The sequence below is a fragment of the Streptomyces sp. sk2.1 genome, assembly GCF_008120935.1.
In the GTDB taxonomy this organism is placed as follows: domain Bacteria; phylum Actinomycetota; class Actinomycetes; order Streptomycetales; family Streptomycetaceae; genus Streptomyces.
In genome coordinates, this window is sequence record NZ_RDBO01000084.1 from 1 (window position 1) to 22722 (window position 22722).

The 22722-nt window shown below is 72.8% G+C and carries 16 protein-coding genes and 2 pseudogenes; 8 read left to right on the forward strand and 10 right to left on the reverse strand.

Annotation, left to right across the window (positions count from 1 at the left end):
- Together EAO76_RS38280 and EAO76_RS38285 are read left to right on the forward strand one after the other, a co-directional pair.
- A partial coding sequence (locus EAO76_RS38280; protein WP_148840869.1) for a polysaccharide lyase 8 family protein occupies positions 1–2348 on the forward strand: 2348 nt, incomplete at its 5' end.
- 35 nt (positions 2349–2383) lie between these two features.
- Positions 2384–4294: a DUF2264 domain-containing protein gene (locus EAO76_RS38285; RefSeq protein ID WP_148840870.1), complete on the forward strand. Its 1911-nt coding sequence runs from the start codon at positions 2384–2386 to the stop codon at positions 4292–4294.
- Positions 4295–4382: 88 nt separating this feature from the next.
- Here the strand turns inward: EAO76_RS38285 and EAO76_RS38290 are convergent, their stop codons facing one another.
- The 7 genes from EAO76_RS38290 to EAO76_RS38320 form a co-directional block, all read right to left on the reverse strand.
- On the reverse strand, positions 4383–4970 hold the full coding sequence (locus tag EAO76_RS38290; RefSeq protein ID WP_187438951.1) for a GAF domain-containing protein: 588 nt from the start codon (positions 4968–4970) through the stop codon (positions 4383–4385).
- Positions 4967–5527, reverse strand: a complete 561-nt coding sequence (locus EAO76_RS38295) for an ATP/GTP-binding protein (protein ID WP_148840957.1) — start codon at positions 5525–5527, stop codon at positions 4967–4969. Before EAO76_RS38295 ends, EAO76_RS38290 begins: the two co-directional genes overlap by 4 nt.
- 547 nt (positions 5528–6074) lie before the next feature.
- Positions 6075–6446, reverse strand: a complete 372-nt coding sequence (locus EAO76_RS38300) for a DUF742 domain-containing protein (RefSeq protein WP_187438952.1) — start codon at positions 6444–6446, stop codon at positions 6075–6077.
- Between the two features lie 2 nt (positions 6447–6448).
- Entirely contained in the window at positions 6449–6883 is a 435-nt protein-coding gene (locus EAO76_RS38305) for a roadblock/LC7 domain-containing protein (protein WP_148840873.1), read from the reverse strand.
- Positions 6832–8826 carry an ATP-binding protein gene (locus EAO76_RS38310; RefSeq protein WP_399463530.1) on the reverse strand — a complete coding sequence of 665 codons (1995 nt, stop codon included), beginning with the start codon at positions 8824–8826 and terminating at the stop codon, positions 6832–6834. The genes EAO76_RS38305 and EAO76_RS38310 overlap by 52 nt, the downstream gene beginning before the upstream one ends.
- Positions 8827–9316: 490 nt before the next feature.
- On the reverse strand, positions 9317–11668 hold the full coding sequence (locus EAO76_RS38315; protein WP_187438953.1) for an ABC transporter permease: 2352 nt from the start codon (positions 11666–11668) through the stop codon (positions 9317–9319).
- Positions 11665–12372, reverse strand: coding sequence for an ABC transporter ATP-binding protein (locus tag EAO76_RS38320; protein WP_148840874.1), 708 nt, complete (start codon positions 12370–12372; stop codon positions 11665–11667). The genes EAO76_RS38315 and EAO76_RS38320 overlap by 4 nt, the downstream gene beginning before the upstream one ends.
- A gap of 215 nt (positions 12373–12587) precedes the next feature.
- Here EAO76_RS38320 and EAO76_RS38325 point away from each other — a divergent pair, with 215 nt between their 5' ends.
- From EAO76_RS38325 to EAO76_RS38335, 3 genes are read left to right on the forward strand one after another with little or no spacing between them, the layout of a single operon-like run.
- Positions 12588–13898: a sensor histidine kinase gene (locus EAO76_RS38325; protein ID WP_148840875.1), complete on the forward strand. Its 1311-nt coding sequence runs from the start codon at positions 12588–12590 to the stop codon at positions 13896–13898.
- Positions 13895–14662: a response regulator transcription factor gene (locus tag EAO76_RS38330; RefSeq protein ID WP_262376112.1), complete on the forward strand. Its 768-nt coding sequence runs from the start codon at positions 13895–13897 to the stop codon at positions 14660–14662. Before EAO76_RS38325 ends, EAO76_RS38330 begins: the two co-directional genes overlap by 4 nt.
- A gap of 48 nt (positions 14663–14710) precedes the next feature.
- Entirely contained in the window at positions 14711–14905 is a 195-nt protein-coding gene (locus EAO76_RS38335) for a hypothetical protein (RefSeq protein ID WP_148840876.1), read from the forward strand.
- An 87-nt stretch (positions 14906–14992) separates the two neighbouring features.
- On the opposite strand, the pseudogene EAO76_RS38340 reads toward EAO76_RS38335, so the two are convergent.
- Positions 14993–15367, reverse strand: a pseudogene (locus tag EAO76_RS38340) (PEP/pyruvate-binding domain-containing protein); the annotation flags it as partial.
- Positions 15368–15762: 395 nt separating this feature from the next.
- The gene (locus tag EAO76_RS38345) at positions 15763–16791 is read right to left on the reverse strand and encodes a zinc-binding alcohol dehydrogenase family protein (RefSeq protein ID WP_148840877.1); all 1029 of its coding nucleotides are present in this window, start codon (positions 16789–16791) and stop codon (positions 15763–15765) included.
- Between the two features lie 1238 nt (positions 16792–18029).
- Between EAO76_RS38345 and EAO76_RS38350 the strand changes: the two genes are divergently transcribed.
- Positions 18030–20756, forward strand: a complete 2727-nt coding sequence (locus EAO76_RS38350; RefSeq protein ID WP_148840960.1) for a SpoIIE family protein phosphatase/ATP-binding protein — start codon at positions 18030–18032, stop codon at positions 20754–20756.
- 304 nt (positions 20757–21060) lie between these two features.
- Complete coding sequence (locus EAO76_RS38355; RefSeq protein WP_148840878.1) at positions 21061–21522, forward strand: cyclic nucleotide-binding domain-containing protein; 462 nt, start codon at positions 21061–21063, stop codon at positions 21520–21522.
- A 173-nt stretch (positions 21523–21695) separates the two neighbouring features.
- Here the strand turns inward: EAO76_RS38355 and EAO76_RS44980 are convergent, their stop codons facing one another.
- Positions 21696–21857, reverse strand: a complete 162-nt coding sequence (locus EAO76_RS44980) for a hypothetical protein (protein WP_187438954.1) — start codon at positions 21855–21857, stop codon at positions 21696–21698.
- A gap of 124 nt (positions 21858–21981) precedes the next feature.
- Between EAO76_RS44980 and EAO76_RS38360 the strand changes: the two are divergent.
- Positions 21982–22722, forward strand: a pseudogene (locus tag EAO76_RS38360) (MBL fold metallo-hydrolase); the annotation flags it as partial.

Below are 22722 nucleotides of genomic sequence, written 5' to 3' on the forward strand. Positions count from 1 at the left end.
TTGTTCCGCCGGTCGCCCCCGGCACGGCGGCGACCGGCGGAACAACGGCCGTCGGTTTCGACACCCTGCTCCAGCGGGCCGAAACGCTGCTCACCGGCGGCGTCCCCGACCCCGCCGACCCCGATCTCACCGCCGCCGTCGCGGCCCTGGACACCACGGCCCGGGGCCTGTGGGACACCCTCGACCGCGGCGCGGGACGCACCGCGCTCTGGTCCGACCTCGCGCCGCTCACCGCCCCGGGCAACTTCGGCCAGAGCTACACCCGGCTGCGCACCCTCGCGACCGCCTGGGCCACCGAGGGCACCTCCCTCGCGGGCAGCGCCGAGGTGGCGGCCGCCCTCGTCGCGGCGCTGCGCTTCACCCACGACACCGCGTACAACCCGACCAGGCCCGAGACCGGCAACTGGTGGTTCTGGGAGATCGGCGCCCCGCGCGCCCTGATGGACTGCGCCGTCGTCCTGCGCGACCGGCTTCCCGCGGCCGACCTCGCGGACTACCTCGCGGTCGTCGACCGGTTCTGCCCGGACGCGGACCGCCGCACCAACTACCCCGCCCTCGCCGAGACCGGCGCCAACCGCACCGACAAGGCGGTCGTCGTGGCGCTGCGCGGGCTGCTGGGGCGGGACCCCGACAAGCTCGTCTCGGCCCGCGACGCGCTGTCCGACGTGCGCGACGCGGGCCGCAACAGCCTCTTCCGGTACGCCTCTTCGGGGGACGGGTTCTACGAGGACGGGTCGTTCGTCCAGCACGACGTGGTCGCCTACACCGGTACGTACGGCGTCGTGCTGCTCAGCGGCACGGCCCATCTGCTGGCGCTGCTGGCCGGCTCCGAGTGGGCGGTGACCGACCCGCAGGTCTCGGTGATGTACGAGGCCGTCGAGCGGACCTTCGCCCCGGTGGTCTTCGACGGGCTGATGATGGATTCGGTGCGCGGCCGGGCGGTCTCCCGGGAACGCGCCGGTGACCACCGCGACGGCGCGGCGGCCCTCGCGGCGATCCTGCTCCTGGCCTCCGGCGCCCCCGCCGCATACGCGGACCGCTGGCGCGCGCTGGTCAAGGGCTGGCTGGTCCGCAACCGCGCCACTCCCTTCGAGACCCTCGCGACCCTGCCCCAACTCGCCCTGGCCAAGGCCGTCCTGGACGACGGAACCGTCCCCGTCGGGCCCCGCACGACCGGCAGTTCCGTCTTCGCCGACATGGACCGCGTGGTGCACCGCCGCCCCGGCTGGGCCTGCGCGCTGTCGCTGTCGTCGAAGCGGATCTCGGCGTACGAGGCGGGCAACGGCGAGAACCTGCACGGCTGGTACACCGGCGACGGCATGACGTACCTGTACGACGGCGACGACCTGCGGCAGTACAACGACGGCTTCTGGCCGACCGTCGACCCGTACCGGCTGCCCGGCACCACGGTCGACACCCGGCCGCGCGCCGATCTCGGCACGGGCGCGGGCACGTCCACCCACCGTCCGTCCAACGCCGTCGCGGGCGGTGCCGTGCTGGACGGCAGGTACGTGGCGGCCGCGATGGAGGTGCTCGGCGCCCCGGACACCACTCTGCGGGCCAGGAAGTCGTGGTTCCTGCTGGACAACGCGGTGATCGCGCTCGGGGCGGGCATCACGGCGACCGACGGCCGCCGGATCGAGACGGTCGTGGAGAACCGCAACCTGGGCGCCGGCGGCCGCCACCGGCTGCTGGTCGACGGCGTCCGCCAGCCCGTCGAGCAGGGCTGGACCCATGAGTTCGACGGGGCCCGGTGGGCGCACGTGGAGGGCGTCGGCGGCTATGTGTTCCCCGACCGGGCCACCCTGCACGCCCTGCGCGAACAGCGCACCGGCACCTGGCGGGACATCAACTCCGGGGCGGACACCGGCGGCGGCACCGATCCCGTCACCCGCCGCTACCTGACGCTGTGGGTGGACCACGGCACCTCCCCCGCCGACGCCCGCTACTCCTATGTGCTGCTGCCCGGCGCCTCGGCGGTGGCGACCGCCGCCTGGGCGCGGTCCCGGCCGGTGCGGATCGTCGCCGACGACGCGACCGCGCAGGCCGTGGAGGTGCGCCGGGCGGGGCTGACCGCCGTGAACTTCTGGGGCGCCGGGACGGCCGCCGGGATCACCGCGTCGGGCCCGGCGTCGGTGCTCGTGCAGCACCACGGCGGGCAGGTCCGCGTCGCGGTGGCGGACCCTGGACGGACGCTCACCACGCTCTCGGTCGAACTGCCCTTCCCCGTGCGGTCGGTGGTGGACGCCGACGCCTCGGTGAGCGTCGCCCCGGGCCGCAGGCCCGTGCTCACCGTCGCCGTCGGCGGCTCCCGCGGCCACACCCACCGAGCCGTGCTTTCCCGCTGATCCGTCCCCGCACCCCCTTCCCGAGGAGCACCACCGTGTCCGTCGCACCGCATCTGCACCTGCCACCGCCCGACCGGCTCCTGTCCTCCCGCACCGGCTGGACCAGGGCCCACTGGGAGGCGACGGCCGACCGGCTGCTGGACGCCCTGGTGCCGTACGCGACCCCCGGCCTCGCCCAGTACCGACTGCCCGGCCGCGGCAGCTGGTCGGGGGTCGTCTCGGACGGTCTCGAAGGGTTCGCCCGGTCGTTCCTGCTCGCCGCCTGCCGCATCGCGGGCGCGGGCGGGGCGGCCGACCCGGCGCTGGTGGAACGGTACGCGGCGGGGCTGGCGGTCGGCACGGACCCCGCGAGCGGGGAGGCGTGGCCGCGACTGACGGACTGCTCGCAGCAGATGGTCGAGGCGGCGTCGGTCGCGGTGGCGCTGCACGAGACCCGGCCGTGGATCTGGGACCGGCTGGACGCCCGGGTGCAGGAGCGGGTCGTCGACTGGTTCTCCGGATTCGTCGGCGGACGCACCTGGGACAACAACTGGCGGCTCTTCCAGGTGGTGTCCGAGCAGTTCCTCGCCTCGGTCGGCGCCCCGTACAGCCGGTCGGACATCGAGAGCAACCTGGACAGGATCGAGGACTGGTACGTCGGCGACGGCTGGTACACCGACGGCGACGGCCGGAACTTCGACTACTACATCGGCTGGGCGATGCACCTGTACCCGCTGCTGTGGTCGCGGATGGCGGGCGCCGACGACGGGGGCAGGACCGAGGTCTACCGGCAGCGGCTCGGCCGGTTCCTGGAGGACTACCAGCACTTCTTCGGCGCCGACGGCGCCCCGGTGCACCAGGGCCGTTCGCTGACCTACCGGTTCGCCGCCCTGGCACCGGTGTGGATGGGGGCGCTGGCCGACTGCACCCCGCTCGCGCCGGGGCTCACCCGCCGGCTCGCCTCGGGCACCATGCGGCACTTCGTGGAGCGCGGGGTGCCGGACGAGCGCGGGCTGCTGACACTGGGCTGGTACGACACGTTCCTGCCGACCACCCAGCCGTACTCCGGTCCCGCCTCGCCGTACTGGGCGAGCAAGGGCTTCCTCGGACTGCTGCTCCCGGCGGACCACGCGGTGTGGACGGCGCGCGAACTCCCGCTGCCCGTCGAGGAGTCCGACCGGTACACGGCGCTGCCCGCCCCGGGCTGGCTGCTGCACGGCACCCGCGACGACGGCATCGTCCGGCTGGTCAACCACGGCAGCGACCACAATCCGCCGTACGACGGGGCGGCCGACCCGGCCGAGGGGACGGCCGATCCGCACTACGCGGGTTTCGCCTTCTCGACGGCGACGGCTCCGCAGGCCGCCCCGCACGCGGTGTCCCGCGCGATCGACGGGCACCTGGCGCTGGTGGCCCCGGACGGCACCCCGTCGCGGCGCCGCCGCATCCATCCGCTGCGCTGCGCGGACCGGGTCGCCGCTTCCTGGTACGCGGCCCGGCTGCCGGGCGACGAGCGTGCGTACCGGATCGGGACGACGAGCGTGCTGCACGGTCCGTGGGAGATCCGGGTGCACCGGGTCGAGGCGCCCGAGGGGGCGGTGGTGCGGGAGGGCGGTCACGCGGTCGCGCACGCGCGGAGCCCGTTCGCCGTGTCGGGGCCGGACTGGGCGCTCGCCCGGACGGCCGACGGGCTGAGCAGCGCCCTGATCGCGCTGCACGGCTGGGACGGTGGGGCCGAGGGGGCCGCCGTGGCGCGTGACGTCCAGTCCAACGCGCACGGTCCGCATTCCGCGGTCCCGTATCTGCGCAGCCGCCCGCATCCGGGCGGTCGCAGCGTCCACGTCTCACTGGTCGCCCTGTCCCGGGACACCGTGCATCCGGAGGCGCTGCGCGACGCGGTGCGGGTGCGGGCGGGGTCGGACTCGGTGGTGCTGACCTTCCTGGACGGTACGACGGTCGAGGTCTGAGGCCGCGCGGGGGCGGAACGGGTCGGTCGGTCCGGTCGGCGGGTCCGGCCACGGGCCGGGGCGGGCGGGAGAAGGCCGGCGGGCCGGTTCAGATGCCGATGCCGTTCTCCTCCCGCCGGTGGATGTGTCCGACGAGTTCCCGCGCCAGGGACTTGATGGTGTCGAGCCCGGCCCTGCCCCATGGGCGGGGCACCGTGTCGACCGCGCAGACGGCGCCCAGGGCGACGCCCGTGCGGTCGATGAGGGGGGCTCCGAGATAGGAGCGGATGCCTATCTCGTCGACGACCGGGTTGCCGGCGAACCGGGGATAGTCGCAGACGTCCTCCAGGACGAGCGCCTTGCGCCGTACGACGACATGGGGGCAGTAGCCGCGGTCGAGCGCCACGTACCGGCCGCCGCGGCTGCTGCCCGCGGCCGCGGCCCCGAGGTCGGAGCCCTTGTGCGTGCCGGTCGGGGTGTGCAGCCCCGCGAAGAACTGCCGGTTCCCGTCGATGAAGTTGACCATCGAGAAGGGCACGTCGGTCACTTCGGCCACCCTGTCGGCGAAGGCGTCGAAGTTGTCGAAGGACGCGTCGGCACGCTCCCCGAGCCCCAGGGTCCGCAGTCGTCGGGTGCGGACCGGGGCGTCGCGGTCGACGGGCGTGAGCAGCATCCGCCGGGTGGCCCTCCGGGTCACGGGTGGGCCCCGAAACCGGTCAACGGGGCCGGGGCCGAGGTGGCGTTGATCAGGTGCTGGACCAGGGTGACCAGGGCGCCGGTTCCCGAGCTGGCGATCCGGGCGTCGCAGAGCACCACCGGCACGTCCGGCCCCAGGTCGAGCGCGGCGCGTACCTCCTCGGGCCCATAGCGGAAGGCACCGTCGAACTCGTTCACCGCGACGATGAATCCGATGCCGCGCCGCTCGAAGAAGTCGACGGCGGCGAAGCAGTCCGCGAGCCTGCGGGTGTCCGCGATCACGACCGCTCCCAGCGCCCCCTGGGAGAGCTCGTCCCACATGAACCAGAAACGTTCCTGGCCGGGGGTTCCGAACAGGTAGAGCACGTGCTGCTCGTCGAGGGTGATCCGGCCGAAGTCCATCGCCACCGTGGTGGACGTCTTGGACTCGATGCCGTCGAGGCTGTCGGTCGCGGCGCTGACCTGGGTCAGCAGCTCTTCCGTGCTCAGTGGTGCGATTTCGCTGACCGCGCCGACGAAGGTGGTCTTGCCGACGCCGAATCCGCCCGCCACCAGCACCTTGAGCGCGACGGGAAAGCCTTCGGAGGCGACGGGGCCGTCGGGCCCTTCGGCGCCCGCGGGATCCTGGGCGCCACCGGGGCCGCCGTACTCCGGTCCGGCTCCGTACTCCGGTCCGGCTCCGTGGTCCTGCGCGTCGCCGTGGCCCGGCCCGGTGCCGTAGTGCGGTGAGCCCTGCGGGGGCGCTCCCCCGAACTCCGCCCCGGCGGTTCCCCGGGCGTCCCCGTAGTGGTGCGCGTCGCCGTAGTACTGCCCGCTCCCGTAGTCCTGCGGGCCCCCGGGGGCCGGGGCCTCTCCGTAGGACTGCGGGCCGCCGTACCCCTGCGGTGCTCCATAACCCTGCGGAGTTCCGTGGCCCCGGCCCTCCCCGTGGGGCTGCGGGGCCCCGTAGCCCTGGGTTTCCCCGTAGCCCTGGGTTTCCCCGTAGGTCTGCGGGGCTCCGTGCCTCCGGGCTTCTCCGTAGCCCTGCGGCATCGGGTAGCCCTGCGGGCCGCCGTAACCCTCGGAGCCTGCGGTGTTCTCGTACGCGGCGGGGCTGCCGAAGCCGTCAGAGCTGTCGTCGTAAGCCATCGAGCACTGCCTCCAGCAGGGATCGGTCGGTGGGCATGTCTTGGAAGGCGGGCGGGTGCGCGGTGACTGCTCCGCAGTCGACCAGGTCGGAGACGAGCACCTTGGTGACGACCGCGGGCAGCCGCAGATGGGCGGCGATCTCGGCCACCGACGTGGGGTCGCCGCACAGCCCCAGCGCGACGGAGTGCTCGGGGCCGAGGTGGATCTGCGGCTCGGTGCCCGTGGCCATCACCAGGGAGAGCAGATCGAGCACGGCCGTCGGACGGGTACGGCCGTTGCTCACGGTGTACGGGCGGATCAGCCGGCCCGCCGCGTCGTCGAGCAGCGGCCCGTCCTGCTGGATCGACACCCTCACAGCCCCGTGGGGCTCGGCGTGCCGGCCGCTTGTCTCGTCGGCGTCATCAGGTAGGGCCGGACGCTCTTGACCAGCATCGTCATCTCGTAACCGAGCACCGCCGCGTCCGCCTCGCGTCCGGCGAGGACGGCGAGGCAGGTGCCGGAACCCGCGGTGGAGACGAACAGCAGGGTCGAGTCGAGTTCGACCACCACCTGACGCACCTCGCCGCTGTCGCCGAAGCGCGCGCCGGCGCTGCGGCCGAGCGAGTACAGGCCGGCCGCCAGCGCCGCCATGTGGTCGGCGCTGTCGGCGTCCATGCCATGGAGGGATTTCACCAGCCCGTCGGCGGAGAGGAGAACCGCACTGCGTGTGTACGGGACGCGCTGGACCAGTCCGCTCAGCAGCCAGTCGAGGTCCGAGACCTGACCGGACGGCATATCGGTCGCCATGGTGCATCTACTCCTTGGAGGTGTTCGTTTCGAGGGGATCGCCGGCCGGGGCCGTGCCCGTGCCGGGGCCCGGGGTCGTGCCGGGGCCCGGGTACGGGGTGACGGTCGTGGTCCGTCCGCGTACCGGCAGCGGTTCGAGCGGGGCCCGGTTCTGCCACGTCTGCGGGGCCGTCCGTGCCTCGGGGGCCGGGTCCGGTTCCCGGGCGGTGTCCGCCTCGGACTCGGATTCGGTGCGGGCCTCGGCGAGTTCGATGCCCCGGCGGAAGGCCGCCATGAGTCCCGGGTCGTGCAGGGCCTGTTCGTCCTCGATGCGCGGTACGGGTGCTTCCCTGAGCTGCGGGACCAGATGCTCCTGGTTGGCGCGCCTGGGCAGTTGGGGGCGGCTCATGGTGCCGCGCACCGCTCCGGGTTCGGGCCGGGGGGCTCCGGGGGCGTCGGCCTCGGGGGTCCGGGGCGGGGCGGTCCGCGCGCAGCGGGAGCGGCGGGGCCTCGCCCCGGTCCGGTGCCTGCTCGGGCGTCTGGTGCAGACGCAGCGGCTGGCCGGGGACGTACGGCTGACGGGCGGTGTCCGCCTGCGGTCCCGGCACGGGGTCCGGGGACGGGCCGGGGCCCTGGTCCGGTCGGTGGTGTCCGCCGGGCTCGGCCGACGGATGGTGCGCGGCCTCCGGCTGCGGGGCCGGGGCCGCCTCGTTGCCCTCCGCGGTGTCCCCGTCCCCGCCCAGCAGGGTCTGCGGAAGGACGAGTACGGCCTGGGTGCCTCCGTAGATGTTGCTCTGCAGCCGGACCGCGATGCCGTGCCGACGGGCCAGGGACGCGACGACGAACAGCCCGATCCGGCCGTCCTGCAGCAGGCGGGCCACGTTGACCTGGTCGGGGTCGGCGAGCAGTGCGTTCATCCGCCTCTGCTCGTTGCCCGGCAGGCCCAGCCCCCGGTCCTCCACCTCCAGTGCCAGTCCGGCGGTGACCTGCTGGGCGCGCAGGAGCACCTGGGTCTGCGGGGCGGAGAAGACCGTCGCGTTCTCCACCAGTTCGGCCAGCAGGTGGATCACGTCCGCCACGGCGTGGCCGCGCAGCGTGCCGGCGATCGGCGGCACGAGCTTGACCCTCGGGTACTGCTCGACCTCCGCGATCGCCGAGCGCAGGACCTCGGTCATGCTGACCGGGTTGCTCCACTGCCGCCGGGACACCGCGCCGCCGAGGACGGCGAGGTTCTCGGCGTGCCTGCGGATGCGGGTGGCCAGGTGGTCGACGTGGAAGAGGCCCTTGAGCAGGTCGGGGTCCTCGACCTCGTGCTCCAGCTCGTCGAGCAGCTGGATCTCGCGGTGCACGAGCGACTGCAGCCGCCGGGCGAGGTTGACGAAGACCTCGACCTTCTGGTCCTCGCCGGAGCGGTCGGCGAGCCGGGACGCCTCGACGACCGAGGCCATCGCGGCCTCCTGCTGACGGCCCATTTCCTGGGCGAGCAGCTCGAAGGCGTCACCTCCCGGAGCGACGGGCGGGGCGGGCTTCCGCACGGGCACCTGCTCGCCGTTGCGGAGCTGCTCCACCACGCGCTGCAGTTCCGCCTGCCCCTGGACGCTGGCGCGGCGGAGCGCCAGGCACCGTCCGAAGACGGTGGTGGCGACCCGGTTGGCGGCGAGGAACGCGGCCAGCACCGCGGCGATCGCGAGCGTGCCGGCCGCGCCCAGGGCGATCCAGAGCGCGGTGGACGGCCCGGCTCCCGTGGAGCGGACGGTGAAGATGACCGCTGCGGCCCCGCTGAGCGCCGCGGCGACGGTCGGCAGCACCGCGGTGCGCAGCAGTTGGGGGCGTATACGCGTCTCGGGGGACGGCTGGGCGGCGCGGGGTCTGGCCGCGGCCGAGTGGGAACGGGCACCGGGTCGGCCGTGCCGTCCGCCCTCTCGGCGTTCCGGTCGCGCTGCGGGTGCGCGAAGTTGAGACATCAGTGTCCTCGGTACGTGGGGCACCAGGAATCGGCATCCATGCGGTGGCACCTACGGTGGTCGGTCAGGCTCGGTTCGTCGGTCGGGCGGGCTCGGGTTCCATGAGCCCACCGTTGATCACCGGCCACACACGGTAGTCGTCCATCACACGGGCGCGGCGGGCAGTTGTCGAACTTGCCCGCCATCCGTCCCGCTCTGGTATGAGAGCTCGCACGAAAGACCGATTACTCCGCATCCATGCCCGGTCGACGACCACCCGAACGGCCGAGCGGAGCGGCCCCCCTGAGCACACGGAACGGCCCGGCCCGCCCGGTCGTCCCGGACGGACCGGGCCGTCTGCCGTGTCACATGTGATCCGCGCATGCGATCCGCGCCCCGGGCGCGGGGACCACCGCCGCCGTCCCCTTCCGTGCCGACCGGGGGAAAAACCGCCCGGCGCCCACCGTTCCTCGCGGTGGGGCCGGAGCCACAGGTCCCGAAGCCCGGCCCCCTATTCGGTGCGCAGGGCCGTGGCGGTCCGGGCCCCGGCGGCCCAGCCGGCGGGCAGGAGCGCGCCCAGGGCGGCGATGAGCAGGCCGCCGAGTGCGAGCACGAGCAATTCGCCCCCGCCGTAGACGGCCATGACGGAGTCGGGGAGGCGGAGCCCCACGCTGTCGCCCATGGCCGGGGTGACCTGGCCGTGCAGCGCCACGCCGAGCGGCACGCCCAGCGCGCCCGCGGCGAGTCCGATCACGAGGACCGAGGTGAGGACCATCGTGACGGTCTGCCGGGGGGTCATGCCCAGGGCCTTGTGCACACCGAGCTCCCGGACGCGCTCGCGGGTGTCGAGCAGCACGCCGTTGAGCACGCCGAGCGCGGCGACGGCGACGAGCATCAGCGTGAGGATCGCGGACAGGGCGTTGAGGGTGACGACCATGTCGCTGCCGCCGTGGAGCGCGCCGGTCCGTGCGGTGGCCCCCAGCGGTGCCAGGGCCTTGTTCAGGGTGGTGACGTAGGCCGACACGTCGGTGCCCGGGGCGACCTCGACGTGATGGCTCGTGTCCGTCGGGTCGGGGTGCGCGGCCGCGAGGGTCGGGGCGTCGACGAAGACCTGCATCCCGTCGTTGCGGGGGTCGAGGACCTCGCCGACGATCCGGACCGTGACCGGCTCGGCCAGGCCGCCGAGGGTGACGGTGTCGCCGACGCGGGTGCCGGTGGCGGCCAGGAAGGGGGTGGGGACCACCGCCTCGCCGGGCTCGTGGAACCAACGGCCCGAGACCATCGTGTAGCCGCCCCAGGAAGCGTCGCCGGTGAAGGCGATCACGTCGACGATGCCGGTCGGGCCGGACACGGTCGCCCGGACCGTCGTGGCGCGGTAGTACCTCCCGGTTCCGTCGGCCGCCCCGACGGCCGCGGCGACCGCGGCCGGATCGCCCCCGGGCCGCTGCTTCCCGGGGGCAGGGCCCTGGGGGCCGAAGTCCGGCGCGGGCGCGGGTACGACCACGTCGGCGGCGTCGTGCGCCTTGGCCTCCACCACCCGGCCGAGCGAGGTGCCCATCCCCACGGTGAAGGTGACGGCGACGGTGCCGAACAGGATCGCCGTGCCCATGGCCAGCGCGCGGGCGGGCCGCGCGAAGGGCCGGGTCAGGCCCAGGGCGACCGGGCGCGGCAACGGCAGCCGTCCGGCCAGGCGCGCCGCCCACCGGCCGCGCCCCGCGGACGCGGTACGCCCGGCAGAGAGCGCGTCGACCGTACGCAGCCGGCCGGCCCGCCGGGCGCTCGCCCACGCGGTCGCCGCCACCAGGCCGAGCATCCCGGCGACCACCGCCAGGTCGACCCGCGGCTCGACGGCCAGGGACGAGGTGCCGTACACTTCCTCGGCCTCGGCCAGCACGGGGACGGCGAGCAGGTGCCCGGCGAGCACCCCGAGGACCGTGCCGGCGACGGCCGGGACCAGTGCCTGGCCCACGTAGGCGCGCACGACCTGGGCCGGGGTGAAACCGACGGCCTTGAGGATGCCGATGCGGCGCGTTCCCATGCCCACGGCCGAGGCGATGACGTTGCCGACGACGAGCACCGACATGACCAGGCCCAGCGCGCCGAACGCGACGAGGAACGGAACGTAGAGGGCGGTTTCGCGCTCGGCGTTCTTCCTGACGGTGAGCCAGGACTGGTCGCCGACGACCGCACCCGCCGGGAGGGAGGCCGTCACGGCCCTGCCGCCCGCGGCGATCCGCGCCGCGCTGCTCGCCCCGGTGAAGCGGTAGAGCATCTGGTAGCCGCCGCTGCCGGAGGCGGTGAGCGCCGGCATCTGGGACGGGAGCACCCAGGCGTCCGCGGTCCGGGTGACCGAGCGGGCGACGCCGACCACCGTCAGCGTCGGCTCCCCCGGCAGCCCGGAGAAGGTGATCCTTCTGCCCGGGGTCGGGATCTGCGAGGAGTCGGCGGACAGTACGATCTCGCCGGAGCGGGTGGGCCAACGTCCCTCGGTCAACGCCACCTCGTCCACGTCGTGGCCGGGACCGGGACGCCCGGCCACGGTCATCGGCCATCCGGGACCCGTCGCGTCGGCCCGCGGGGTGACCGTGGCCGTACGGAAGGGACCGGCCGCGCCGCTGACCCCCTCGGCGTCCCTGGACCGCGTCAACTGTGCGGCGCTCACCTCGCGCGCGTCGAACCGGACGGACAGGTGTGCGCCGCGCTGCCGGGCGAAGGCGTCGTCGAAGGGCGCGCCGGAGACCACCAGGAGTGACCCGCCGAGGACGGAGGCGGCCACCGCCATCATCGTGGTGAGCCCGATCACCAGCGTCTGCACCCGGCGTCGTCCCACGCCCGAGCGCACCACCCCGCCGAGCGCGCTCATCGGGCGGTCTCCGGGGCGAGGTTCCGCGACGGGACGTCCTCGGTGATCCGGCCGTCGGCGATCCTGACCGTACGGCTGGTGCAGGAGCGGGCCAGCGCGAGGTCGTGGGTGACCACCACGACGGTCTGGCCGTCGGCGTTGAGGTCGGCGAGCAGTCCGCTGACGTCCCGTCCCGCGGCCGTGTCCAGGGCTCCGGTCGGTTCGTCGGCCAGGAGCAGCGGCGGCCGGTTCATCAACGCCCGTGCCACCGCGACGCGTTGCCGCTCGCCGCCGGACAACCGCCCAGGATGGGCGCGGGCGTGCCGGTCGATGCCGAGGCTCTCCAGGAGCTCCGCCGCGCGCCGGTCCGCCTCCGCGCGGCCCATGCCCGCGAGCCGCGCGGGCAGCACGACGTTGTCGGCGACCGTGAGGTCGTCGAGCAGGTTGAAGAACTGGAAGACCATGCCGATCCTGTTCCGCCGGTGCAGCGCCGCCCCGGTCTCGCCCAGCTCGTCCACGCGCACCCCGGCCACGGTGACGGTCCCGGTGTCCGGCCGGTCCAGGCCCGCGAGCAGATTGAGCAGGGTGGACTTGCCGCTTCCGGAAGGGCCGAGGACGGCGACGGCCTCGCCGCTCCGCACGGTCAGCGACACGTGCTGCAGCGCGGGCGGGCCGTCGTCGTACCGTCGGCTCACCTCGCGCAGTTCGATCACCGGCATGGTCATGAAAGGGCTCCTTCGACACGGGCATCGGACCCCGTGGACGCTAGGAGCGCGCCCGGCCCCCGCGCGTCGATCGCCCGGGCCCTTTGCCGTACCCCATCGGGACGAGCCGCCCGCGCGTCATCCCTGCGATGTAGGCGCCCGATGTACGCGGTCGCCGGAAACCGACCGCCGGGGCGGACTCCGAGGGGGCGTGCGGCGGCGACAATGAGCCGGTGATGAACGTACGTACGGCGTCGGCGCGGTTGGCGGGTTCGGCCCGTCGGGCGGTCCGCGACGCGCGGGTGCCGGCCGGTCCGCCGCCGCAAATCACCCGGCGCGCCCGGCAGTTCGACGTACTGCTGGCGCTGGTTCTCGGAATCGTCACCGTCTACTACGGCGTCGACAACGTCGGCAACGTCGTGGTGCGCGAGATCGCGCCCGGTGTGCGGATCGAGAACCCGCGTCCGTCCGGTACCGGCGGCCTGGTCCTCATGGTGACCCTCGCGACCGTCGCCTCGGGTGCCCTGGCGCTGCGCCGGCGCTGTCCGCTCGCCGTGCTGTGCGTCGTGACGGCCGCGACGCTGGCGACGCCGCAGAGCGTCCTGCGGCTGACCTTCTACGCGTTCGTCATCGCCGTCTACAGCGCGGCCGTGTTCAGCCCGTACCGGACGGCGACCCTGGCGGCCCTGCCCGTGTCGGTCCTCCTGGTCAGCACCTCGGGGAACTCGGTGACACCGGTCGTCCCCAACGAGTACGTCGTCCTGCTGATCCTGGTCCCGATGGCCGGGGCCGCCCTCGGCCTGCGCACCTGGAAACTCCGCACCGCCGAGGGGCGGACCCGGCTCGCCGCCCTGGAACGCGAGCAGGCCGAGACGCTGCGCCGGGCGGTCGAGCACGAACGCGCGAGGATCGCCCGCGAACTGCACGACGTCGTCACGCACAACGTCAGCGTGATGGTCATTCAGGCCGGTGCCGCCCGCAAGATCATGAAGACCGCCCCGGAGCAGGCCGGCGAGGCCCTGCTCGCCGTCGAGGCCGGTGGTCGAGCGGCCATGACCGAACTTCGGCACGTCATGGGCCTGCTCACCATGGCCGGGGACGGCGAACCCGCGGACAGTGCCGGGGAATTGGCCGACGCGGGCACGGGGCTGGCCCCGCAGCCCGGCCTGGACCAGCTGGACACGCTCGCCGGACGGGTACGGGACGCCGGCCTGCCGGTCGGGGTGACCGTGACCGGTCCGCCCCGCGGGCTCCCGCCCGGCATCGAACTCGCCGTCTACCGGGTGGTCCAGGAAGCCCTGACCAACACCATGAAGCACGCGGCCGGGGCCACCGCCCGCGTGACCGTCGAGTACGGGCCGGAGCGACTCCGGGTGGAAGTCACCGACACCGGTGGGCGCCCGGGCGCGGGCGCGGCCACCGGAAACGGCCGGGGCCTCATCGGCCTGCGCGAACGTCTCGCCGTCTACGACGGCACCCTGAGCGCCGGCCGGCGCCTGACCGGCGGCTACCGTGTGGAAGCCCTGATCCCCCTGGAGGCACCGTGACCGAGCAGCCGCCGCGAGTGCTCCTGGCCGACGACCAGACCCTGGTCCGCACCGGATTCCGGATGATCCTCGGCGCCGACGGCATCGACGTCGTCGCCGAGGCGACCAACGGTGCCGAAGCGGTCGAAGCGGTCCGCCGCACACGTCCCGACGTGGTCCTGATGGACATCCGGATGCCGGAGATGGACGGCCTGGAGGCCACCCGCCGCATCCTCACCGCTCCCCGGGCTCCCGGCTCCGTTCGAGGGGGTGAGACCCCGCCCCCCGGCGAACCCCGCGTCATCGTCCTGACGACCTTCGACCTCGACCGGTACGTGTACGCGGCCCTGTCCGCCGGGGCCAGCGGCTTCCTCCTCAAGGACGTCACCCCCGAGCACCTGGTCTCGGCCGTGCGCACGATCCGCACCGGCGACACCCTCCTCGCGCCCGCCATCACCCGCCGCCTCGTGCAGCGGTTCGCCCGGCACGGCAGCGACGCCTCCGCCCTCCACCGCGACCTCGCCTCGCTCACGCCGCGCGAGCTGGAGGTCCTCGGCCTGCTCGCCCGAGGACTGAGCAACGCCGAACTCGCCGCCCGCCTCCATCTGGCCGAGACGACCGTCAAGACCCATGTCGCCCGCATCCTCGCCAAGCTCCGGCTGCGTGACCGTGTCCAGGCCGTCATCGTCGCCTACGAGACGGGGCTGGTCGGCGCGGGCGCGCACGGGGCCGCGCAGCAGTCCGCCGAGCAGGCGTGGGCCGGACGTGGGCTTGATCCGCTCTGACGGACATCGGAGATCAGGGGCTTCGGCCCCGGAAGGATGATGTCCGTCATGGAGAGCACGGGGAAGAAGAAGCCGGGTCCTCGCCACTCGTTCACGCCGGAGTCCAAGGCCGGGATCGTCGAGCTGTGCCGGCGTGGCGACCGCTCGGTCGGTCGGATCGCCGAGGACTTCGACCTGACCGGGACCGCGGTGCGGGACCGGGTCGAGCGACCGAGGCCGACGCGGGCGAACGAGACGGCCTGACCAGCACACCGACGGCGTCCGTCGAAGCGGAACAAGCTCAGAACGGGTCCGTCCGTGCTGTCCGTGGACCGCCTTCTGCCGTTTCGCTCCGATCCGCACATCGATCACGGGGTCCAGGGCCGGGTCCTCGAAACTCGGCCTGAAGACCGTGTGCTCGTCGGGGTCGCCCCGGCCACTGACGACGGTCTCGCCCAGGCCCCACGCTGCGCCGACCACGATGACCTCGGGAAATCCGCTCTCGGGGTCGAGGGTGAAGATGACTCCGGCGCCTGCGAGGTCGGAGCGGACCATGATCTGGACGCCGACGGAGAGAGTCACCGCCGGCTGGTCGAAGCCCATCCGTTCCCGGTGGTCGATCGCTCGGTCGGTGAACGACGAGGCGTGGCAACGGTGGCAGGACAGCAGCAGCTGGGCAGATCCGCGTACGCAGCCCGTGGCCGTCGAGCAGTTCCCCGTACGCATCGGCCGTCGTCGCGACCCCCGGCACCCGCACACCCGCAGCTGTCAGGTGTGCGGTCATTTCCCCCGGTGAGGCGTTCTTGCCGCCGACAAGGCCGATGTCCTGCCGGCCGAATTCCGCGAACGGTGCGACGCGCCGAGTGGTTGCCATGGTGTCCTCCGCCGTGAGTGCGGTGACCGCGGGCTTCGGTAGGTGGTGTCCGGACAAGGCGTCCGAAATCCACGATCGCTCCTCCGGATGCCTCTCCGCAGGGCCGAGGAGGCCAGGAGCTGGGCCGAGTGGGCCGTGCCGAAGAGGGTCCGGTCGGCCCATGACCGACCGGACCAAAAACCTTCTCCCCTTGCGGACGGGGAGCGGGGAGCTGCGGAACGGGGTGGCTGCCGGGCTAGAACGAGGCTCAACCCGGGACGAGGACGGCGGCCCCGTTGACCCGGTCCGCGGCCAGATCGCTCAGCGCCTGGTCGGCACGGCTCAGCGGATAGGGGCTTACGGTGACCCGCATGCCGATCCGTGCCGCCGTCTCCAGGAAGTCGTGGCCGTCCTGCCGGGTGTTGGAGGTGACACTGCGCAGACTGCGTTCCTCGAAGAGGTGGCGCCGGTAGTTGAGCACGGGAATGTCGGTGAGATGGATGCCCGCGACGGCGAGCGTTCCCGAACGGTCCAGCGCCTCCAGTGCCACGGGGACCAGATCACCGACCGGCGCGAACAGGATCGCCGAATCCAGGGGTTCGGGCGGGCGGTCGTACGCGCCGCCCGCGGAGGCGGCGCCCAGTTCGAGGGCGAGTTCACGGGCCCGTGCCGAACGGGTCAGCACGTGCACGGTCGCTCCTTCGGCCAGGGCGACCTGCGCCGCCAGGTGGGCCGAGGCCCCGAAGCCGTAGATCCCGAGCCGGCCGCCGGGCGGCAGGGCGCTGCGGCGCAGGGCGCGGTAGCCGATGATCCCGGCGCACAGCAGCGGCGCCAGCTCTGTGGCGTCCTGGTCGTCCGGGAGCCGGTAGGCGTAGTCGGCCGGTACGAGGGCGGCATCGGCGAATCCACCATCCGCGTCCCAGCCGGTGTAGAGGGAGGCCGGGCAGAGGTTCTCCCCGCCGGCCCGGCAATAGCGGCAGTGGCCACAGGTGCCGCGGAGCCACGCCCCGCCGGCCCGGTCCCCGGCCCGGAACCGCGTGACGGACTCGCCGACGGCGGCCACTCGGCCGACGATCTCATGGCCGGGAACCGTCGACGCCCGGTGCGGGCTCAGGTCTCCCTCGGCAAGGTGCAGGTCCGTGCGGCACACACCGCACGCCTCCACTGTCAGCAACAGTTCACCCGGCCCCGGCGAGGGAACCGCCCGCCGAACACGTATCAACGGGCCGCCCGCGATCGGACCAGGGCTCCCCACGGCCCACCCGGTCAGCGTTTCCGAATCCGGCACGCGCACCATGCTCCCAGCCTCGCGCCGACCTGCAGGTCCGGCAAATGCTCACTGTGGAGCGGAGGCCGCACGCCTCTCCGTCCGGCAAGGCCCCGGCCGTTCGGGCAGGTGGCGAAACCCGCCGATGCGGTCGGCGCGCCCTCGGCAGCGGTCGTGACGCCAGGAAGGGGACTTCCCGGGGGAAGGGATCCGTCACGATCGGCACACCGTCGCCGGCCGTCCGCCTTCACTCCCTGCGGGTCGTGATCTTCGGCACCGGCGACGTGGTCATCGATTCCGCACGCGTTCATGCCGCGGGCCTGGCAGGGAGCCTTCGGCACCTGCTTCCCCGCCGCGGGCGGGAAGCGCCCGTTCGATCCGGTGGACGACTGTCTCCGCCATGTCGACGGCCGGTCACGGCTGGAGGGGCCGCCGGTTTCCTGATCTTCCGGGGCTGGATCCGCCGCCCGGGGATCCCGGCGGCACGCCGGGCCCCGCCCCGGTTCGACCGTCGCGGCCCGCAAGGAAGATCTGTTCACCGCGAGCGTGCGCGCGCACGGCGTCGCCGCCCGGCTCGGCACCGCCCGCCTGCTGTACACGCCGAGTCCTGAGCGGATGTCCTGCGCCGTCGTTCCGGGCATCCGCCGAGCGCGAGCGCGGCACCGGCCCTCGACGAACGTTTCTGGCCAAGCGCCCTTCGCCACCCGCCCGGCAGCCCCGCACGCCGTGCACGGACACTTCAAGGCGCGTGTTCGGCGGCCCGGGCCCGGTCTCGCTGCCTGAAGTCCTGCCGCACCGACCTTCCTGAAGTCCTGCCGCACCGACCCGGATCCGGAACGTAGGCGACTGACGGGCTAACTGCTGCGCGTCGTCGCCACGGCTGATGCCCCCTGGTCGATACGTCCCTCGCTGACGCCGGTCCGGCGATCCAGCCCTGGGGGAACCGCGTCCTCGACCAGCTTCTGTTCCGCGACCGTGTCGACGCCCACGACGCGGAGCCCTCTCTGCAGACCACGGAGCATCCCCCCGAACCTCCAGGTCCGTGAGAAGCACACCTGCTTGCGCAAGTACCGGGAACCCGCTGGGTCTCGTGACTGAATGTCGGCACGGCCCTGGCGAGTTCTCCTGATGATCCGGTCGTATCCGTACGGTCCTGGCGCCGATCCGGTTCCACTGCTGCAGGATTGGCGTCGGAACGCCACACGGTTCCGTCCCCGGCGCGCCCTGGCCGCACACACATTCGGCCCCACAGTGTTACAAAGGGCACTGTGGTTAGTCGTTTCGGCCGATTCCGGAGCGCATGGATTCGGTCACTTACGGGCAAGCGTCCCCGGAGCCTCGCAGGCCAGGTCTTCGCTCTGCAGGTGGCTGTCGTCGTGCTCCTCGTGGTCGCTGCGATGCTGGCGCTCGTGGCGGAGGCCCGGCACGACAACAGCACGGAGGCGAAAGACCGCTCCATCGCCGTCGCTCAGACATTCGCTCATTCACCGGGCATCCTGGCCGCCCTGAGGAGCCCTGACCCTGCTGCGGTGCTCCAGCCGCTCACCGAGGCGGGCCGGAAGGCGGCCGGCGTCGATTTCATCGTGGTGATGGACACGAAAGGGACCCGCTACACGCATCCCCGTCCGGAGCTGATCGGGAAGAGGGTGATCGCCACCATCGCACCGGCGCTGGCCGGCCAGGTGTACACCGAGAGCGTCAACGGCCCGCTCGGCCGCGAGGCACAGGTGATCGTCCCCGTCCACGATCACGCGAAGGTCGTCGCCCTGGTGGCTGCCGGCATGAAGGTCGAGAACGTGAACGGAGCGGTGGCACGACAGATTCCGATCATCCTCGGTGTGGGGGCGGTCGCACTCGGAGTGGCCACGAGCGGGACGGCCATGGTGACCAGGCGGCTGCGGCGGCAGACCCACCGTCTGGGCCCTGCCGAGATGAATCGCATGTACGAGCACCACGACGCGGTGCTGCACGCCGTGCGCGAAGGCGTACTCATCGTCAGCAAGGACGGTCGACTGCTGCTGGCCAACGACGAGGCAAGACGGCTGCTGGATCTGCCGCTCGACGCCGAGGGACGACGCGTCTCGGACCTGTCCAGCCTTGATCCCGGCATGGTGGAGCTGTTGGCCTCGGGAAGCACGGCCACGGACGAAGTGCACCTCGTGGGGAGCCGATTGCTCGCGGTGAACCAGCGACCCACGGATCGTCACGGCGGGCCCCGGGGGACAGTGGCCACCTTGCGTGACTCCACAGAACTGCGGGCACTGTCCGGCAGGGCGGAGAACGCGCGCGAGCGACTGCGGCTGCTGTACGACGCGGGTCTCGGCATCGGTACCACACTCGATGTGGTGCGCACGGCCGAGGAGCTGACCGAGCTCGCGGTCCCCCGGCTCGCCGACTTCGGAACCGTCGATCTGGCCGAACCGGTCCTTCACGGGGACGAGCCGACCGGCACGGACACGGGCATGCGCCGCGCTGCTGTACGCGGCATCCGGGACGACCATCCTCTCTACAAAATCGGCCATTTGATTGATCTTTGTCCCTCCACTCCACAGGCACGGGCCTTCGCCACGGGTCTGCCGGAGCTGGTTCCCGACCTGTCCGACGCTCCCGGCCGACTCGCCCAGGACCCGGAGCGAGCTCGGACGATCGTCGGTTACGGCATCCATTCGCTCATCACGGTGCCCCTCCAGGCGCGGGGCGTCATCCTGGGCATGGCCAACTTCTGGCGCTCCGAGAAGCCCCAGCCATTCGAGGAGGACGACCTGTCCCTGGCCGAAGAATTGGTCGCACGGGCGGCCGTCAGCATCGACAACGCCCGCCGCTACACCCGTGAGCACGCCATGGCCGCGACTCTGCAGCGCAGTCTGCTCCCGCGAGCCCTGCCCGAACAGAGCGCGCTCGATGTCGCCCATCGCTACCTGCCCGCGTCCTCCGGGGTGAGCGGCGACTGGTTCGACGTGATCCCGCTCCCGGGCAGCCGGGTGGCACTGGTCGTCGGGGATGTCGTCGGACACGGCCTGCACGCGGCCGCGACCATGGGCCGACTGCGTACGGCCGTGCACAACTTCTCCACGCTCGACCTTCCGCCCGACGAGATCCTCCGGCACCTCGACGACCTGGTCGGGCGCATCGACCAGGAGGAGGCGGAAGCCACCGCCGATACCGGGATCATAGGGGCCACCTGCCTGTACGCGATCTACGATCCCGTCTCCCGCCACTGCTCCATGGCCCGGGCCGGGCATCCTCCGCCCGCGCTGGTCGGGCCCGACGGCAGTGTGTCGTTCCCCGACCTGCCGGCCGGCCCGCCCCTGGGTCTGGGCGGTGTGCCGTTCGAGACGGCCGAGCTGGAGGTGGCGGAAGGTACGCAGTTCGTCCTCTACACCGATGGGCTCATCGAGGATCGCACCCGGGACATCGACGTGGGGATCGAGCTGCTGCAGCAGGCCCTGGCCCACCATCCCGACCGATCGCCGGAGGAGAGCTGCCGGGCGGTTCTCGACGCGCTCCTGCCGGATCGGCCGAAGGACGATGTGGCACTGCTCATCGCCCGGGCGCGGGCGATCCCGCCCGACCATGCCATCGACTGGGACGTGCCGTTCGATCCTGCCGCCGTGGCGGGAATGCGTGCTGCCGTGACGGAGGAAGTCGACGGCTGGGGCCTGTCGGAGCTTGCGTTCACCACAGAACTGGTGCTCAGCGAGTTGATCACCAACGCCATCCGCTACGGCTCCGCGCCGGTCACCGTACGACTGCTGTACGACCGCACCCTGACCTGCGAGGTGGCCGACAGCAGCAGCACCTCGCCCCATCTGCGCGATGCCGCCACGACGGACGAAGGGGGCCGCGGTCTGTTCCTCGTCGCACAGCTGGCCGAGCGCTGGGGCACCCGTTACACCCCCCGGGGGAAAGTCATCTGGGCGGAGATGTCGTTGCCCCGGCCCGACGGAAGCGCGGAAGGCCCCGCGTGGTCGGACCTCCTCGACGCGGAACTCTGACCGTTGGACCGGCAAGTCCCCGGCTGTACCGCTCCTCGCCCATGGTGCGCCGCGAAACCCGTGGGCAGGAGCGGACGCCACCGTCCTTGTCCATCCCGTGCGGCTTGCGGCATGGGCTGAGCGGGGCGCGGAACCGGGCCGGTCGGCCCAAGCGACTTGCCTCCCGGGCAGCACACGATGGAGTGGACGAGGAGTACGCGGAACAACACTTCGCGCCGCGCGGCGTGGCCGAGCCGTCCCTCTGGAGACACACCGTTCGGATCGGATGGACGGGCCCATACCGTCGGCCGGGAACGGAGGCCCCATGTCAACGGCCAGGAGTCTGCTCGACGCGATCCCGCCCGAGAGCCGGGTCCGCCTGCTCGACAAGGCGGCCCGCGAGGTACCGCTGGTTCTCGACGCACGGCTCTTCGAGGAAGGCAGGAGGGCCGACCGATTCTGGGTCATCCGCTCCGGGCAGGTCGAGGTCGACCTCCATGTGCCCGGCCGCCGTGCGGCGATCGTCGAGACATTGGGACGGGACGATCTGCTGGGCTGGTCCTGGCTCTTCCCCCCACACGTGTGGCACCTGGGCGCGCATGTGATCCGGGCGGGGCAGGCCGTGGAATTCGATGCCGCCGCCGTCCGCTCGCTGTGCGAGGCCGATGCGGTGCTGGGCCGGGCCGTGTACAGGTTCGTCGCCGAGACCGTGGCAAAGCGCCTGTACGGAACACGGGAACGGCTGCTGCAACTGTACGGCCCCCAGGTCAAGTCTCCGGAGACCTGACCGGACCGGAGAGCGGGACCGTTCGGCTCCGAGGTGTTCCGCCCGGACGGACTCACGATGACGAGGAGGACCACCATGGGCGACGACACGGGGTTCTCTGCGCAGAAGCGCCGATCCGCGTGTTCCTGCTGGACGACCACGAGGTGGTCGGGCGCGGCGCAGGATCCGCCTCTTCACGCGTCGGCGCCCACGAGGGAGGTGAGGGCGGCGTCGAGGCGGCGGGCGGCCTCCTCGGCCACGGGCGCCATGGCGCCGAGGCCGGTGAGGGCCTGGCGGACGTTCTGCTGCACCTGATCGAACGGTGCTTCCAGCGTCACGGTGCGGTCGTGGGGCATGGTCCGCCTCCTCGGCCCTCATCGCGTCCGGCCGAGATACCCCGTCGAACGCGCTGATCATGTGGCGGCCGCCATTCCTGGAATATACCCCCGGGGGTAATTTTCATGCGAAAGGAGTGTCGCGGTGTTCTTCGTTGACGTGATCGAGCTGGAGGGGCTGGGCAACCGCAGCCATCTCGCCGGAGGCGAGTCGGCGGCGGTGGCGGTCGCCCCGCCCCGGGACATCGACCAGGTGCTTGCCGCTGCCGCCCGACGGGGGTGCGCATCTCGCACGTGGTGGAGACGCACATCCACAACGACTACGTCACCGGCGGTCTGGAACTGGCCCGGATCACCGGCGCCGCCTACCTGGTACCGGCCGGTGCGCGCGTCTCCTTCTCCCGGATCCCTGTCGCCGACGGCGACACCGTGGAAGTGGACACCGATCTGACCCTGACAGCCGCCGCGACGCCCGGCCATACGCCGCACCACACCGCGTACGTCCTGGGCGAGGCGGGTCGGCCCGTGGCCGCGTTCACCGGCGGGTCCCTGCTCATCGGCACGGTCGGCCGACCCGACCTCGTCGAGCCGCGGCTGACCGGACAGCCGGCCCGCGCCCAGCACGCCTCGGCGCACCGGCTCGCCGACACCCTGCCCGACGACACGGCGGTCCTGCCCACCCACGGGTTCGGCAGTTTCTGCTCCTCCGCGCAGGCGGACGGCGACGCCACGACGATCGGCAGGGAGAAAACCGTGAATCCGGCCCTGACCGCGGACGTGGACGCCTTCGTCGCCGAGCTCCTCGCGGGCCTGGAGGACGTTCCCGCCTGCTACGCCCACATGGGACCGGCCAATGCGGCGGGCCCCGCCCCCGTCGACCTGACCC

What these genes read in the sequence shown, in the direction of transcription:
- EAO76_RS38305 (WP_148840873.1), bottom strand. Translation starts at nt 6,883, where the DNA reads ATGGCGACCGATATGCCGTCCGGTCAGGTCTCGGACCTCGACTGGCTG.
- EAO76_RS38310 (WP_399463530.1), bottom strand. Translation starts at nt 8,826, where the DNA reads ATGTCTCAACTTCGCGCACCCGCAGCGCGACCGGAACGCCGAGAGGGC.
- EAO76_RS38315 (WP_187438953.1), bottom strand. Translation starts at nt 11,668, where the DNA reads ATGAGCGCGCTCGGCGGGGTGGTGCGCTCGGGCGTGGGACGACGCCGG.
- EAO76_RS38320 (WP_148840874.1), bottom strand. Translation starts at nt 12,372, where the DNA reads ATGACCATGCCGGTGATCGAACTGCGCGAGGTGAGCCGACGGTACGAC.
- EAO76_RS38325 (WP_148840875.1), top strand. Translation starts at nt 12,588, where the DNA reads ATGAACGTACGTACGGCGTCGGCGCGGTTGGCGGGTTCGGCCCGTCGG.
- EAO76_RS38335 (WP_148840876.1), top strand. Translation starts at nt 14,711, where the DNA reads ATGGAGAGCACGGGGAAGAAGAAGCCGGGTCCTCGCCACTCGTTCACG.
- EAO76_RS38345 (WP_148840877.1), bottom strand. Translation starts at nt 16,791, where the DNA reads ATGGTGCGCGTGCCGGATTCGGAAACGCTGACCGGGTGGGCCGTGGGG.
- EAO76_RS38355 (WP_148840878.1), top strand. Translation starts at nt 21,061, where the DNA reads ATGTCAACGGCCAGGAGTCTGCTCGACGCGATCCCGCCCGAGAGCCGG.
- EAO76_RS44980 (WP_187438954.1), bottom strand. Translation starts at nt 21,857, where the DNA reads ATGCCCCACGACCGCACCGTGACGCTGGAAGCACCGTTCGATCAGGTG.